Source organism: Streptomyces sp. NPDC055632, assembly GCF_053618675.1.
Genome location: NZ_JBSHHY010000004.1, coordinates 266,600 through 280,144, shown reverse-complemented (window position 1 = coordinate 280,144; position 13,545 = coordinate 266,600). Strand labels below are relative to the sequence as shown.

Annotated in this window: 13 protein-coding genes and 1 pseudogene; 3 read left to right on the top strand and 11 right to left on the bottom strand. The window is 72.4% G+C overall.

Features of this window, described 5'->3' with window-relative positions:
- Positions 1–17 precede the first annotated feature (17 nt).
- The 3 genes from ACWGSR_RS08705 to ACWGSR_RS08695 all read right to left on the bottom strand — a co-directional run bounded on the left by ACWGSR_RS08705 (position 18) and on the right by ACWGSR_RS08695 (position 3,061).
- The gene (locus ACWGSR_RS08705; RefSeq protein WP_453564741.1) at positions 18–752 is read right to left on the bottom strand and encodes an alpha/beta hydrolase; all 735 of its coding nucleotides are present in this window, start codon (positions 750–752) and stop codon (positions 18–20) included.
- Positions 753–948: 196 nt separating this feature from the next.
- Positions 949–1,845: a sucrase ferredoxin gene (locus tag ACWGSR_RS08700; RefSeq protein ID WP_453564739.1), complete on the bottom strand. Its 897-nt coding sequence runs from the start codon at positions 1,843–1,845 to the stop codon at positions 949–951.
- A gap of 10 nt (positions 1,846–1,855) precedes the next feature.
- The gene (locus ACWGSR_RS08695) at positions 1,856–3,061 is read right to left on the bottom strand and encodes a cupin domain-containing protein (RefSeq protein WP_453564737.1); all 1,206 of its coding nucleotides are present in this window, start codon (positions 3,059–3,061) and stop codon (positions 1,856–1,858) included.
- A gap of 5 nt (positions 3,062–3,066) precedes the next feature.
- Between ACWGSR_RS08695 and ACWGSR_RS08690 the strand changes: the two genes are divergently transcribed.
- On the top strand, positions 3,067–3,471 hold the full coding sequence (locus ACWGSR_RS08690; RefSeq protein WP_453564735.1) for a hypothetical protein: 405 nt from the start codon (positions 3,067–3,069) through the stop codon (positions 3,469–3,471).
- Between the two features lie 158 nt (positions 3,472–3,629).
- Here the strand turns inward: ACWGSR_RS08690 and proP are convergent, their stop codons facing one another.
- The 3 genes from proP to ACWGSR_RS08675 form a co-directional block, all read right to left on the bottom strand.
- On the bottom strand, positions 3,630–5,204 hold the full coding sequence (gene proP, locus ACWGSR_RS08685; RefSeq protein WP_376231149.1) for a glycine betaine/L-proline transporter ProP: 1,575 nt from the start codon (positions 5,202–5,204) through the stop codon (positions 3,630–3,632).
- Positions 5,205–5,555: 351 nt separating this feature from the next.
- Positions 5,556–5,975 (bottom strand): hypothetical protein, encoded by a 420-nt coding sequence (locus tag ACWGSR_RS08680; RefSeq protein ID WP_453564733.1) that lies wholly within the window; start codon positions 5,973–5,975, stop codon positions 5,556–5,558.
- Between the two features lie 89 nt (positions 5,976–6,064).
- On the bottom strand, positions 6,065–6,529 hold the full coding sequence (locus ACWGSR_RS08675; RefSeq protein WP_453564731.1) for a DUF4262 domain-containing protein: 465 nt from the start codon (positions 6,527–6,529) through the stop codon (positions 6,065–6,067).
- Between the two features lie 345 nt (positions 6,530–6,874).
- Here ACWGSR_RS08675 and ACWGSR_RS08670 point away from each other — a divergent pair, with 345 nt between their 5' ends.
- Entirely contained in the window at positions 6,875–7,405 is a 531-nt protein-coding gene (locus ACWGSR_RS08670) for a DUF7822 domain-containing protein (RefSeq protein WP_453564727.1), read from the top strand.
- A gap of 106 nt (positions 7,406–7,511) precedes the next feature.
- On the opposite strand, the gene ACWGSR_RS08665 is transcribed toward ACWGSR_RS08670, so the two are convergent.
- From ACWGSR_RS08665 to ACWGSR_RS08645, 5 genes and pseudogenes are all read right to left on the bottom strand, one after another.
- Entirely contained in the window at positions 7,512–7,949 is a 438-nt protein-coding gene (locus tag ACWGSR_RS08665) for a DUF4259 domain-containing protein (protein ID WP_376231153.1), read from the bottom strand.
- A gap of 235 nt (positions 7,950–8,184) precedes the next feature.
- Positions 8,185–8,907, bottom strand: coding sequence for an SMI1/KNR4 family protein (locus ACWGSR_RS08660; RefSeq protein ID WP_453564724.1), 723 nt, complete (start codon positions 8,905–8,907; stop codon positions 8,185–8,187).
- Between the two features lie 186 nt (positions 8,908–9,093).
- Positions 9,094–10,188, bottom strand: a complete 1,095-nt coding sequence (locus tag ACWGSR_RS08655) for a barstar family protein (protein ID WP_453564722.1) — start codon at positions 10,186–10,188, stop codon at positions 9,094–9,096.
- 110 nt (positions 10,189–10,298) lie between these two features.
- A pseudogene (locus ACWGSR_RS08650) lies at positions 10,299–10,508 on the bottom strand (DUF2199 domain-containing protein); the annotation flags it as partial.
- Positions 10,509–10,674: 166 nt separating this feature from the next.
- Positions 10,675–10,962, bottom strand: coding sequence for a zinc finger domain-containing protein (locus tag ACWGSR_RS08645; RefSeq protein WP_376231156.1), 288 nt, complete (start codon positions 10,960–10,962; stop codon positions 10,675–10,677).
- Positions 10,963–11,437: 475 nt separating this feature from the next.
- Here ACWGSR_RS08645 and ACWGSR_RS08640 point away from each other — a divergent pair, with 475 nt between their 5' ends.
- On the top strand, positions 11,438–13,438 hold the full coding sequence (locus ACWGSR_RS08640) for an ATP-binding protein (protein WP_453564718.1): 2,001 nt from the start codon (positions 11,438–11,440) through the stop codon (positions 13,436–13,438).
- Positions 13,439–13,545: the final 107 nt, after the last annotated feature.

The following is a 13,545-nucleotide window of genomic DNA, read 5'->3' as shown; positions in this document are numbered from 1 at the left end:
CCCTGACGGCCCCGGCCCTACTTCAGGTGCCGGGTGAAGAACCGGGCCGCGGCGTCCCCCGCGAATCGGGGGACGCCGGTGTGTCCGCCCATGTTGGCGTGCAGCGTCTTCTCCTCGGAGCCGAAGGCGTCGAACAGGTCCAGGGACGCCTGCCGGTCGTTGCCCTCGTCGTCCCACTGCAGCAGGACGTGCAGCGGAACGGTGACCCGGCGGGCTTCCTCGAACATGATGGCGGGCACCAGGCTCCCGGCGAACAGAACGGCGGCCGAGACGCGCGGCTCGACCACCGCGAGCCGGATGCCGACGGAGATCACCCCTCCCGAGTACCCGACCGGGCCGCCGATCCCGGGCAGCGACAGAAGAGCGTCCAGGGCGGTGCGCCATTCGGGGACCGCCCTCTCGACGAGCGGGAGGACGAGGGCGTCGACGATCCCGCCGTCGACCGGCCCGCCGGCCTCCAAGGCCCGGCGCAGATCGGCACGGGCCTGCTCGAGGCCGGCCCAGCGGGGCCGGTCACCGCTCCCGGGGAGCTCGATGGTGGCCGAGGCGAAGCCGTCCGCCGCCGCTTGCCGGGCCCGCTCCACCAGCCGGGGATACATCCCGCGCAGCCCGAGTGGCGGGTGGCCGAGCAGGATCAGCGGTGCCGGTGCGGAGGGTGACGGGGGCGTCCACAGGATGCCGGGGATCTCGCCGAGGGCGAATGCGCGTTCGAGGACGCCGTCGTCGAGGCGTTGTTCGGAAGTGAAGTGCACGGTCGTGCCTTTCGGGAGTGCGCTGGAACGGCGCTCCCGGACGACCTATCGCCCGACCGTGACCCCGGAGGGGAGCACCCATGTCGATACTGCGTTCACGGGTACCACCTCCTCGTTCTCTCGCACGGCCGTCGGAAACGTAACAGCGCTCGTGCCGGTCCGCCAAACGGTTTTTCGGGCGGGCTCCGCAGCCGGATCAGCCGACGCGGAGCGACACGACCTCGTACGACACCGCCGAGGCGGGGAACAGGCCGCGGCAGGTGAGTCGGAGGGGCGGGGACCGGTGGGCACGGACCTCGACCTCGAAGGCCGAGAGGCCGGCGAGGCGGCCGGTGACGCGGATCCGCCACCGGTCGCCCTCGCGGACCGTCTCCTCGATCGCGTAGTCGTGCCGCCCCGAAGGGCCCGCGTGCCGGAGCACGGCGGACAGGGCGGCCTGCTGGGACGGGACGAGGTCGGTGTACCCGCGCAGGTGGTCCGCGCCGATGCGGTCCCCCAGGTGTCCTTCGAGCACCGTCACCGCCGAGGCGGCGTCGAGGTTGCCGTAGTAGACGCCGTCGGGCGCGACGACGACGTTGGCGGCGAACCGGTCGCCCCCCACGTGCGTGCACTCCCACACCAGCTCCGGCCAGCGGTCGCTCAGCGCGCGCCCCACCGGACGGCCCCGGACGGCGCAGCAGGTGTCGTGCGTGCCGTGGGCGCAGACGAGGACGACGGGCGGGTGGTCCCGTTCCCCCGGCGAGTCCAGGGCGTCCACGATCTCCGCCAGGTCCTTGTCGTTGCGCCAGACGCCCCACTTCTGGCGGTGGGCGCCGTCCCCGTCGTACCGCAGGACGGCCCAGCGCGGCGGATGGTCCGGCCTGCGGCGTCCGTGGCGCCTGATCAGCAGCATGCGGGCGCGCAGCGCCTGGGCGGCGGCGTACACCCGCGTCTTGACCTCGGGGTCGAGGTCGAGGCCGTCGAAGCCGTTGACCGGCCAGCCGGCCCGGTACTCGATGAGGATCCAGACCGAGCCGTACGGCGCGGTGCCCGCGAGCGCGTCGCCGCGCAGCCGGGCGGCCTCGGCGCAGAAGAACCGTGCGGGAGCCGTCATTCCGCCCGCTTCACGGCCCGGCAGGCACCAGGACGCCCGCCCGCAGAAGTCGTTCGGCGAAGGGAAGACCTAGGTCACCGGCGTGGTGGACCTCCCCGTCGAGGATCCTGCGCACCTGTGGCAGGTCCGTCTCCGGGAAGTCGAGCCAGCCGACGCGGGTGGAGAGCCGCCCGCCGTCGAGCCGCGCCTCCAGCGCCTCGCGCAGACGCACCGGCGTCGCGGCGGACAGCCCGTCGACGGCCGCGAGCTGTGCCAGCGGCCCCAGGGGCCCGGGGCGCGCCCGGCCGCGCCGGTCGCGGTGGAACAGCGGCGCGGGATCGGCCTCGGCGAGGGCTTCGACGAGACGCCGGCGTACGAGGGCGAGTTCGCCGTCCGGCCCGTCCACGCCCAGGGGGAGGGAGCCGCGCATCTCGGGGTCGTCGCGCAGCAGCGCGAGGGCGGCCCGCGTGAGCTGTTCGGCAAGGGCGTGCCGTGTCCAGGTGTGGACGCCGAGCGTCAGGTGGATCGACACCTCGCCCTGCGCCTCGGCGGCGTGCAGCCAGCCGCGCGGCAGGTAGAGGACGTCGCCGGGTCCGAGCACGGTGTCGAGGTACGCCTCGCCCCGGGCGGCGTCGGCGACGGCGGTGCGGTGGTCGGTCCAGGGCTGGTCGCGCAGCGGGTCCGGGTGTACGGGCTCGTGGACGATCCAGCGCTTGGTGCCGGCGATCTGCAGGACGAAGACGTCGTGGACGTCGTAGTGGGCGTCGAACCCGCGGTTCTGCGGAGGGGTGACGTAGGCGTTGGCCTGCACCGGGTGGCCCAGCTCGGTGCCGAGCCGCGACACGAGGTCCGCGACCGGCTCCCAGGTGCGCTGCAGCGCCTGCAGGACCAGGGTGGCGCCGTCGGCGAGGCTCCGCCACAGCGCCGTGTCGTCGAGCTGGTCCGCGACCGTCGCGCCGACCCCTCCGGAGGCGGTGAACGCGGACTCGGGGAGGGTGGAGCCGTCCTTGGCGACGCGGAGGAACGGGGTGCGCAGCCCGCGCCGGGAGACCAGCTCGTCCACGGCGGACGCCGAGAACAGGTCGGAGAAGTCATCGGCCCCGCGCGTGAGCAGCGGAGCGCGCCCCCAGACGTACCGGGCGAACTCCTCGCGGCTGAGGTTCGTCAGACGCGCTTCGAGGACACCGCGGCCGGTGTCGGCGGCGGTGTCCCGAAGCGTCGTGGGGGCCGTGCTCAAACGCCGTGGCCGGTCTCGTCGGCCGCGCCGTCGGCGCCTCCGTCGTGGACGCCGGGCGTGCCCGCCGCGCCGCCGTCCGCGGGGCCTTCGGCCCCACCGTCGGCGCCTCCGTCGTGCACGCCGGGCGTACCGGCCGCGCCGCCGTCCGCGGGGCCTTCGGCCCCACCGTCGGCGCCTCCGTCGTGGACGCCCGGAGTGCCGGCCGCGCCGCCGTCCGCGGGACCCTCGGCCCCACCGTCGGCGCCACCGTCATGGACGCCGGGCGTGCCCGCCGCGCCGCCGTCCGCAGGGCCCTCGGCTCCGCCGTCGGCGCCTCCGTCGTGCACGCCGGGCGTACCGGCCGCGCCGCCGTCCGCGGGGCCCTCCTGCTGGTTCGGGTCCTGCTGGGGGTAAGCCATGTCTCCTCCTGAGGATTCGGACGGTCGGGGATCGGTGGTCCCGCTCGGAACCTCCCCGTACCCCTTACAAGCTCACTCGTGCGGCCCGGAGCGGCAACCGGAGCGGGACGGGACCCAGCAGGGCAGGGGAGACGGCACGGGAGGGCGCCCGGTGCCGTGGGCGGACGGGCTCAAGGCGCCGGGGAGCCCTGTTCGGCGTACCGGATGAGGTCACGGGAGGTGCCGATCAGCTCCTTCCGCTCCTCCTGCGAGCCGACCATCGGCTGGGAGCCGCGCAGCGGAAGCCCGGCGCTCTCCGGCAGGAACTTGACGGTCACCAGACCGATCGCGCCGGCCAGCATGAGGTAGTACGCGGGGATCATGTCGTTGCCGGTGGCGTTCACCAGCGCTTCGGTCACGAGCGGGGTGGTACCGCCGAAGGCCGCCACGGCGAAGTTGAAGCCGATGCCCATCGCGGCGTAGCGCACGGCGGTCGGGAAGAGGGCGGGCAGGGTCGCCGCGCTCGGCGCGGCGAAGCAGGCGAGCAGGGTGGCCAGGATCAGCATGCCGAAGATCGGAGACCAGGTCCCCTCCGCCTTGAGGAGCAGGAAGGCCGGGATCGCGAGGACGATCATCGCCACCGCGCCGACCGCGTACAGGGGGCGCCGTCCGACGTGGTCGCTCAGACGGCCCAGGAAGGTGATGAGGAGGACGATCCACACCATGCCGATGAGCACCAGCACATCGGCCGACGTGCTGGACCGGCCCAGGGTCTCCGTCTGGTAGGTGGGCAGATAGCCGGTGACCATGTAGTTGGTGACGTTGTAGAGCAGGACGAGGCCCATGCACAGCAGCAGAGGCCGCCAGTGGTCGCGCACGATGGTCTTGAACTCGCCGCCGACCGACTCCTGCGCCAGGTTCTTCTCGTGCTCGTCCAGCTGCTGCTGGAAGGCCGGGGACTCCTCCAGCTTCAGCCGCATGTAGAGGCCGATGACGCCCAGCGGCCCCGCGATCAGGAACGGGAGGCGCCAGCCCCAGGACAGCATCTGCTCGTCGGAGAGCGCCGCGTTCAGCACGGTGACGAGCGCGGAGCCCAGGGCGTAGCCGACGAAGGTGCCGAAGTCGAGCCAGCTGGAGAGGAAGCCCCGCCGGCGGTCGGGTGAGTATTCGGCCACGAAGGTGGTGGCGCCGCCGTACTCGCCACCGGTGGAGAACCCTTGGACCATTCGGGCGAGCAGCAGCAGGACGGGGGCGGCGATGCCGATCGTGGCGTAGCTGGGGATCAGGCCGATCGAGAAGGTGCCCGCGGCCATCATGATCATGGTGGTGGCGAGGACCTTCTGCCGGCCGAGGCGGTCGCCGAGGGGGCCGAAGACGAGGCCGCCGAGCGGTCGCACCACGAACGCGGCGGCGAACGTCGCGAAGGACGAGATCAGCTGGGCCCCCGGCGAGGCGCCCGGGAAGAAGACCTTGCCGATGGTCGCGGCGAGGTAGCTGTAGACGCCGAAGTCGAACCACTCCATGCAGTTCCCGAGCGCCGAGGCCCCGACCGCGCGCTTGAGGAGGGGCTTCTCGACGACCTGGATGTCCTGCTCGCGGTAGGCCCGCTTGGTACGGCGCAGCCGCCGCGCCAGCTCCTCGCGGACGTGCCCGGGAATGTTCGCGATCGTTTCCGGTACGCGTGTGCGGCTCCGGGAGCCGGTCGGGTCCTCTGGAGGTACGTGGGCCACGCGCTGACGCCCCTTTCGTCTCGATAAGCGATGCATCACCTCGGCAATCGTCCGTCATGTCGATCACCGGGTGCACGTCGGAACCGCTTCCCCGAGTTTGCTGGGGCACACTTATCAATCCCTTATGGCCCTGCGCGTTGCCGAGCCTCCAACCGCGCTGAAGCGGGAGTCGGAGCCCCGGCCTCGGCGTCCCGCGCCGCAGGCCGGTCCGGGGGCGTGAAAGCGCCTCGCGGAGCCGGGGGAGCGGCAGGCGCGGGTCACCGACCGCCGCCTGGCGTGTCCAGGCCGGGGGAGGTGCGCACGGAGCTCAAGTCGACCGCCCGGTCCGCTGTGCGCAGCCCTTCCCGGCACCGCCCGCAAGCTCTCGCACGTACTGTCCGGACGGGGTCAGGCCGCTGGTTCGACGCTCACCGCGACAGCCCGTCGGCGCAGGTGGACCGCCAGGATCTCCATCTCGACGAGCGTGCCGACCAGACCGGCCCCGGCAAGCTGTGCGGCCTGCGCCCGTGCCGCGCCGAGGGACAGTTCCCGCGCACCGCGCAACGCCCGCAGCACACCGACCGGATTCGGCGCGTCCCCGTACAGGCGAAGCCGCACCGCCCCGTGCGCCCGCAGCAGAGCCTGTCGGATGTCCTCGGGCGTGACCGGCCCGCTGTCCTGCTCGCACCACGCGTGCGGACAGTCCTCGCACCGTCCCTCGCTGCCCCAGCTGAGCGCACCGCCGTCGAAGAACTGACCGACGTCCCGGACCGCCGTGCCGCCACAGGCATCACAGCGGCCCCTCACCTGCACTCCCTGCGTGATCACCGAGACTCCCTCGTGTCATCTCATCGACTCGGGCCGGAGAAACCCTCTCCCGCGAGCCGCCATCCCTCTCGCGTCCGCTGTGCGGGACGTCAGTGTTCGGCGGCCTCCTCGGTCCAGACCCCGGCCGGATGCTCGTCGACCGCATGCCACAGCCTCGGCTGTGCGCGGCAGCCCGGACTGGCCCGTTCGTCCGACGGCCAGCGGTGGTTCCGGTCGGGCCACAGGACCTGGACGACGGGCACGGGAGTGCGGCGGTAGAAGCCCACGGCCGTGCCCAGCAAGGGGCGGTGCCAGCTGACGTCCACGGGCTGGACCTGGACCTCGTACCCTTCGATGACCCCCGGCAGCAGGGCGCCGGCCTGCGCGGCCGCCCCGTCGCGGAACTTCGTGGCCGCGGCATCGACCCAGTGCATCAGCCCTTGGAGCTCCAGGCCGAACATGGCCACCTCGGGAATCCGATGGGAGTGCCAGAGTCCGACGGTGAAGGACCAGTCCGGGATGTCCCCACCGCCGACACCCACCACGTGCCAGCCGTGTTCACGGACGTTCGCCATCTCCCGGGACCAGTGCTCCTCCCGCTGCCGTCGTGCCCGCGGGGTCGCCGAAGCGGCAGGATCACACAGCACACACGGGCACGGCGGGGACACGGTCGGGTCAGTCACCCGCGCATCCAAGCACACCGGTACGGACACCATGCCCGACGGGTCACCGCGCCACCGCGCGGACGGCGCCGAGGCTCCTCTTGCACCGCCGAGAGCTCCACGACCGAGTCGCAAGGTACTTTTCGCTCCGTGCCACTGACTCCCGACGGCGGCGGTAAGAGGCCCTGCGCTGCCCGGTCGTGGAGCGGGAGCCCGACGGCGCCGGCGTTGTCGGTCCCCGGTGCTAGCGTCACCACCATGGCGAACCGTTCATATCTCTACTCCGCGGACTCGATGCCGAGCGAGACGGAGGTCCCCCAGCGGATCCGATGCATATCCGAGCACAACTGGGACATCCCGCTCGCGCACAAGCTCATGGTGGGACGCGGCACGACGATCGTCCCGTCCATGATCTGGAACCCTCCGATCGGCATCGCCGCGGACTACGCCGACGGGGCGGCCCTGCTCCGCGACCTCCTGCGCGTGGTCGGCGAAGGCATTGAGGAAGACGCCGAGTTCGCCGAATGCGTCGCCAGGACCACGGCCCACCTGGAGAAGCAGCAGGCGAAGTACTTCGTCCTCGAGACCGGGGAGATCGTCTCGATGACGGACGACGATCCGGCGGAGAGCGTGCGCCGTCTGGTGTCCGGGGACATCCCCGACGCCGTCGCCCGGGCCGAGGCGGCGATCGCCGGCCAGAACGACGACTGGCTGGCCTCGGTCCGAGCCGACTGGCAGAGGCACTTCGCGTCCTTCTACAGCGAGGTGCTCTACTTCTCCTTCTCCTGAGCCGGCCCTCATCGACCGGTCGCCCGGTTTCGTTCATGCCGCAGAGCATGACGAACGGGTATGACAAGTTGATGCCCGGTCGGTGTCCTGATCGGAGGCAACCGCTTCAGGCCTCGAAGAGGACTTCCTCCTGTGGCGGGATCGGAGGGTCGAGGACATCGCGGAGCCGGGCGATGTCCCGGCGCCATCTCCGCCCGTCCGCAGCCTCGTCCCACAGCTCGGCGATTTCGGACCGCTCGGCGACCACTCGGTCCAGGGCGTCGACGGCAAGCGTTCGAAGGTCTGCGGGCAACAGCGGCAGCGGCTCCGACGGTCCGTAGTTCGAGCACGCGGGCTCGCCGTCAGGATGCTGCGCGACCACCAGAGCCGCTGCCGCCACTGCTCGCTCGGCGTCGGGGGTGACCAAGTAGTCCGCAGGACCGGCGGCGAGTTCGAGGACCCTGCGGATCATCGGCTCGCGTTCTTCCACGGTCGCCTCGTCCAGGTCGCCGGCGAAGTCGGCGGCGGTGTCGTTGTCGAAGGGGCCGATGTCCCATGTACCCATGTCTCTCCTCGTGCGGCTGCCTGGAGATCGTCGCACCGGCCGCTGACAGCGAGGCCGGGAGACGAGCAGCACTCGCTCGCGCAGGAGCGTGGAGCCGACTCGTCCGTACATCTGCCGCTCGGTGATTCCGATCCGGTCGACACGGCCTTCTACGACACCCGGGCCCGCGCCGAACAGCGGAACCCGGGCCGGCTCCAAGGCGGGCAGCCCGGTTGGCAGGGGGAGTCGGTGCCGGTCAGCGACAGTCGTTGAGCCAGTCGCCCGGGATCAGGTCGCGAACGCGGTCGACGGCTTCCGCCGTCCGGCCGCGGGCCAGGACGGCCGCGCCGTCGTCGTCGCGCACGATGACGTCCCGGCCCAGGAACCACCGGGTCTCCTCGCCCACGGGATACGCGGGGAACGGCAGCCGGACGAAGTTCGTCTCCAGCAGTTCGAGGCTGTCGTCGTCCGGGTCGAGGAAGTCGCAGAGCTCTTCATCGGCCCGCAGGGACTCGGACAGGGCGATCTCGACGAAGCAGAGGGAGAGGCGCTCCAGCCACTCCTCCCATCGCTCGGCGCTCTTGTCGGCGAGGTCGAGCCGGACGGACACCGCAGGATCGTCGTCCTGGAGGCTGTCGAGGAGGATGCCCCAGGACGCGGCTCCCTGGTTCTCGTGTCGGAAGACCAAGGCCTCCTTGGCGTCGTCGACGTACAGTTCTGCCGGGCCGAGCAGCACATCGTGGTTGCTGGTGAGATCCCGCCGACGCCCGAACAGCACGTACGCCTCCCGCAACGCCGTCGGCAACTGGAGACCCAGCCTCACCTCGGCAGCGTCCAGATCGGCTTCCGTCCATCCGTCACCGCTGCCCAGAGCGGCACCGACCCAGTGAGCGGCGAAGTCCTGGATGAAGGCCCATGCGCCACTGCGGCCTTCCACACCCCTGGCGAGCGACGCGCCGAGATCGAACTCTTGTGTCATGCCAGGACGGTATCCGTCCCGTGCGCAAGACCTCTTCGCACCCCGGCACGCCGACCAGGCGCTCCTGGAAGCCGGTGACGTTCCGGACCCGCTCGATCGACATCCGTCGCCCGAACTCGGCATCGACCGTTCCCCACCCGCACCGGCGAAGCCAGGGAGGTCGGCGCTCGGTGGGCGGACCGTGCATCACGCCAGGGTGACGTGCATGCCGCCCTCGGCCAGGAGATCGAGGATCATGCCGAACAGGTCGTAGGGCCGGCCGTCCGGTGCCAGGGCCTGGGACAGGTGCTCGCGTGCGGTCGCGGCGTCCCGCCAGAGCAGAGTCGCGGGGGCGGTGTAGCCGAAGGTGCCGCCCAGGCAGTCGTCGAGGGCGTCGAGACAGCCCCCGAAGTAGCCGCCCGGCCCGTTCACCGCCTCACCGAGAGCCAGGTAGAGGCCCGGTTCGTCGGTGACGTACCGGCCGTCGAGTGCGTAGGCGTGCCCGGCCGGCCGGTCGAAGGGGGCCCGGTAGGCGGTTCGCTCACGGACGAGGTCGTGCCAGGCCCGGCGAAGCCGGGTGTCGAGGCCGGCCCAGGCGGCCGCCGTGTCGGGCGGCCCGACGAGCCACCGCTCCCAGACCGGCCGTGCGTGTTCGGGAACGGGCCTGAAGAGCTCTCCGTGCAGTTCCAGGTCGATCAGGTCCGCCCCGTACGAGGAGGGGCGCCAGGCGGTGACTCTGGCCCAGAGCAGGCGTTCGGTGAGCGGTTCACCCCGATCGTCTCGCATCTCCAGGACTGCCTCCTCCAGGTCCAGCGCCTGCCGGGTGCCCTTCGCCAGTGCCGCCCGCAGCCGATCACCCCCGGCGAGCCCCTTCAGGACGAGCGGGGGCGCCGGCCGCCTGCGCGGCAGGACACGGGTGAATTCCCGGCAGGAGCCCAGCCACCGGTGCCCGTCGTGCACGCGGACGCGGCCCCTGTGCCCCTCGGGCGGACCTCCGTAGTCGTCCAGTCCCGTGAGCACGAGACTCTCTGTCCCGAGGGGCTGCCGCAGGCTCTCCACGTCCTCCAGCAACCAGGGACCGAGCGTCTCGTCGTCCGGCACCAGCCAGAGCCGGTTGCCGACCCAGCCACCCACCTCTGCTTTCGGAACCCAGCCGAACAACTCGTAGGTCCCGCGCCGGGGTTCCCCGAACAGCCCGTCCACCTCGGCGCAGACGCCCCAGGCATGCCCGTGTTCCGTCTCGGTCAGTGTGTACCGCATTCGCCCGCCATGGTCTTCGCTCTCGTGCACGCCGGAAATCATGCCGGGCCCGGGTTCCGACGGCGAAGTCGTTTCCCACCCAGCTGGTCGTGATGCCCCGAGGCCGGTCACCGACCACTCCTGTGGAATCCGTGATGCGGGGCTGCCGGCCGTCACCGTCGCTCGCCACCGCCGACGTGGAGCACGGTCGCCGCGATCTCCCGCACGCGGTCCAGGGTGATCCCCGTGCGCTGTTCGACGGCGAGGGGATGGTCGGTGGGCTCCAGTTCGGTGGAGGGGCGTTCACCGACCGGGCGGGTGTGGACATGCGTCTTCAGGTTGAGGGTCGTGGGCGAGTAGACCGGCAGGTCGGTGGTGAGCCAGCGCCGCTGATCTGCGGCCCGAGCCCTGAAGCGCGGCCCCGGCCGAGAGGCGGAGGCCGGTGGCGGACGACGATGACCGCGACACGATCTGCTTCTGCCGCGCCCGCGCGGCAACGAGCGGTGTTCGTCTGCTGCCGTCCGTCCGTCCGTCCGTCCGTCCGTGCGCTCAGCGGGTCTCCGCGGCCGTACGGGGAAAGGGTCCGGCCTGCGCCACCCGGACCCGGTGCGCCAGCCGACGGGCAACGTGCACGCTGCGACGCGCCAGGCAGAGCTCGCCCGCCGGGACGTGGCAGGTCGGGCAGGGTTCGGCGAAAGCGCCGTGCCGGAAACGGCGGTGCGTCTCGTAGGCGGCGTCCAGCATCGCGTCGAGCGCCGAAGGCGGAAGAGCGGCGGACGTCCGGGTGGTGGTGCGCACCGAACGGCAGGGGAGGGGCAGGACCGTGGTGGAGCTCATGGCGGGCATCTCCTCGTGCGGCGTGAGTGCGAGGCCGTAGGTCCTCGCGCTCCATGCGTGGAAAGGGCGGCGGTTCGCCCCGCCTACCCGCATTACCGCAGCTCAGACGCAACCGGTTCATTCTGCGTGGCTCATGGCCGCGTCGGTTCCACTGCCCCGGAGCGGTGGCCCTTGCGCCTTCGCCGGCGCCGTCCTGCGCGAGAGGGAAGGCCGACGGCCAGGACCGTCGGTCCTCGGCGACCGCTCCGTGCCGCGCATCGGCCTCGAACCGGGCCGCGGTCCAACGGGGTTGACCTCGTCGGCCGAAGCGGTTCTGATGGCGCTCGTCGCGGCCCTCGCCGCCCCGGTGGCCGGCGCCGTGGCACAGACCCGGGCGGCGAGAGGACCTCGTGGCGGTGACCGCGCCGCGGGGCGAGAAGGAGTGCCCGGGCGCCGGCTGTCCGGCGCACAGGGGAAACGGGGAGAGGAGCCGTCCATGGTGTCGGTGGGAGAGAGACTGAGCAGCGCGCGCGTACGGGCCTTCATCGGCCGCGAGGCCGAGATCCGCCGCTTCGAAGAGGCCTTGAGCGGCGATCCGCGGGCCCCGTTCGCGTTCTACGCGGTCGGACCGGGCGGCATCGGGAAGTCGGCGCTGCTGCGATGCCTGGCGGACCGGGCGCGTGCGGCGGGGCGGCCCGTCCTCGAACTCGACGGGCGTTTCGTCAGCCGGGACCCGGCCGACTTCGAGCGCGCGGCCGCGTGCTTCCTCGACGTTCCCGACACGGTGCTCCTCGTGGACTCCTTCGAGCACTGCCAGTGGCTGGAGGGGTGGCTGTGGCAGCGCTTCCTGCCCCGCGCCGCGGACGGCGCCCTGGTCGTACTGGCCGGCCGCCTCGCGCCGCAGCCGCAGTGGACCGCCGATCCGGCCTGGACCGGGCTGCTGCGCGTCGACGAACTGGAGCCGTTCTCCGAGGAGCAGTCCATGAGCCTGCTGGCCGCGGCGCGGATCCGGCCCGAACTGCGCGACCGGGTGCTGCGGTTCGCCGGGGGCAATCCGCTGGCCCTGTCGCTGGCCGCCGCCGCGGGACCGGCGGGCTGGAGCGGGGAGGAGGGGCGCGCGCCTTCCGCCGACGTTCTGCGCACCCTGCTGGCGGGGCTGATCGGGGAGGTGCCCACGGCGGCCCACCGCCGCGCCCTGGAAGTGGCGGCACAGGCGCACTCGACGTCCGAGGAACTGCTGGCCTCGGTGTTTCCGGAGGAGGACGTGCACCCGCTCTTCGCCTGGCTGAGGGACCTGCCCTTCATGGAGTCCACGCAGAGGGGGCTCCATCCGCACGACGCGGCGCGCGAGACGCTGGCCGCCGATCTGCGCTGGCGGGCCCCGCACGCCTTCACGGCGATGCGCCGACGGCTGGCGGAGGAGTACCTGCGGATGCTGCGCGAGGCGCCCGAGGAGCAGGTGTGGGCGGCCACCGACGAACTCTTCTACCTCTTCAGGGAGGTGGAGAGCCTGGCACGGCTGCGCACGTGGGACCGCGAGGACGAGGTGCACGAGCGTCCCCTGAGACCGGACGACATCGACACCGTGCTGGCCATGGTCGAGGAGACCGAGGGCGCGGCCTCCCGCGATCTGGTCCGCTACTGGATCCGGCGGCAGCCGCAGGGGTTCAGCGTCTTCCGCCTCGTGGCCACCGGCCGGACGGTGGCCTTCACGGCCCGGCTCACCCTGCCGGCCCCGCCCGACCCCGACGAGGTGGCCACCGATCCCGTCGTCGCGGCCGCCTGGGAGCACGCCGCCGCCACCGCTCCGGTGAGCGACGGCGAGAACATCGGCATGACCCGTTTCTCCGTCTATCCCGAGCGGTACCAGATCCCCTCGCGCGTCATCGACCTGAGCAACTCCCGAGCCCAGGCGGGGGCCGCCCGTGACCGCGCCCGCGCGCACGGCTTCCTGGTGTACCGGGACGCCGACGCCTGGGCCACGCGCTTCGAGGGCGTCATGGGCGACACCGGTGCGCGGCCGCGGGTCGGTGAGCACACGTACGGCCTGTTCAGCATCGACTGGCGTCAGGTGCCCGTCGAAACCTGGCTCCGGCACCTCATATCCGCCACCGACGTGCCGGTCCGTTCCGGTCCCTCGGGCACCTCGCGCACCGCGTTCGACCAGGCCGTGCGCGAGGCCCTGACGCACTGGCGGGACACGGGCGCCTTCGCCGCCTGCGCCTTGCTGCGCACCCGTCTGGCGGCCGACCTCACCGACCCGGCGGAGGAACTGCGTACCCTGCTGCGCCGGGCCGTCGACGACCTCGGTCGCGATCCGCGCGGAGTACGGGCCCGCGACGCACTGACGGCGGGCCACTTCTCCGGCGCGCCCACCCAGGAGGCCGCCGCCCGGCGCCTCGGTCTTCCGTACGGCACCTACCGACGCCATCTGCGCCAGGGCCTGGACCTGCTCTGCGAGGCCCTGTGGCAGAGGGAGCTGCACGGGCCCCGATAGCAACCCCGGGACGTACGGCCGAGGATAGTGGCGGATCCTCCGGCCGGGCGGGCAGCCGTGCAGACGGACGGTCGGGCAGGTGGACGGTCTGGCAGGTGGACGCCCGC

Excerpts from the sequence above, each read along its gene's own strand:
- ACWGSR_RS08670 (WP_453564727.1), top strand. The coding sequence starts at position 6,875 with ATGGCGAACCGTTCATATCTCTACTCCGCGGACTCGATGCCGAGCGAG.
- ACWGSR_RS08660 (WP_453564724.1), bottom strand. The coding sequence starts at position 8,907 with ATGACACAAGAGTTCGATCTCGGCGCGTCGCTCGCCAGGGGTGTGGAA.
- ACWGSR_RS08700 (WP_453564739.1), bottom strand. The coding sequence starts at position 1,845 with ATGACGGCTCCCGCACGGTTCTTCTGCGCCGAGGCCGCCCGGCTGCGC.
- ACWGSR_RS08675 (WP_453564731.1), bottom strand. The coding sequence starts at position 6,529 with ATGGCGAACGTCCGTGAACACGGCTGGCACGTGGTGGGTGTCGGCGGT.
- ACWGSR_RS08655 (WP_453564722.1), bottom strand. The coding sequence starts at position 10,188 with ATGATTTCCGGCGTGCACGAGAGCGAAGACCATGGCGGGCGAATGCGG.
- ACWGSR_RS08640 (WP_453564718.1), top strand. The coding sequence starts at position 11,438 with ATGGTGTCGGTGGGAGAGAGACTGAGCAGCGCGCGCGTACGGGCCTTC.
- proP (WP_376231149.1), bottom strand. The coding sequence starts at position 5,204 with ATGCATCGCTTATCGAGACGAAAGGGGCGTCAGCGCGTGGCCCACGTA.
- ACWGSR_RS08645 (WP_376231156.1), bottom strand. The coding sequence starts at position 10,962 with ATGAGCTCCACCACGGTCCTGCCCCTCCCCTGCCGTTCGGTGCGCACC.
- ACWGSR_RS08665 (WP_376231153.1), bottom strand. The coding sequence starts at position 7,949 with ATGGGTACATGGGACATCGGCCCCTTCGACAACGACACCGCCGCCGAC.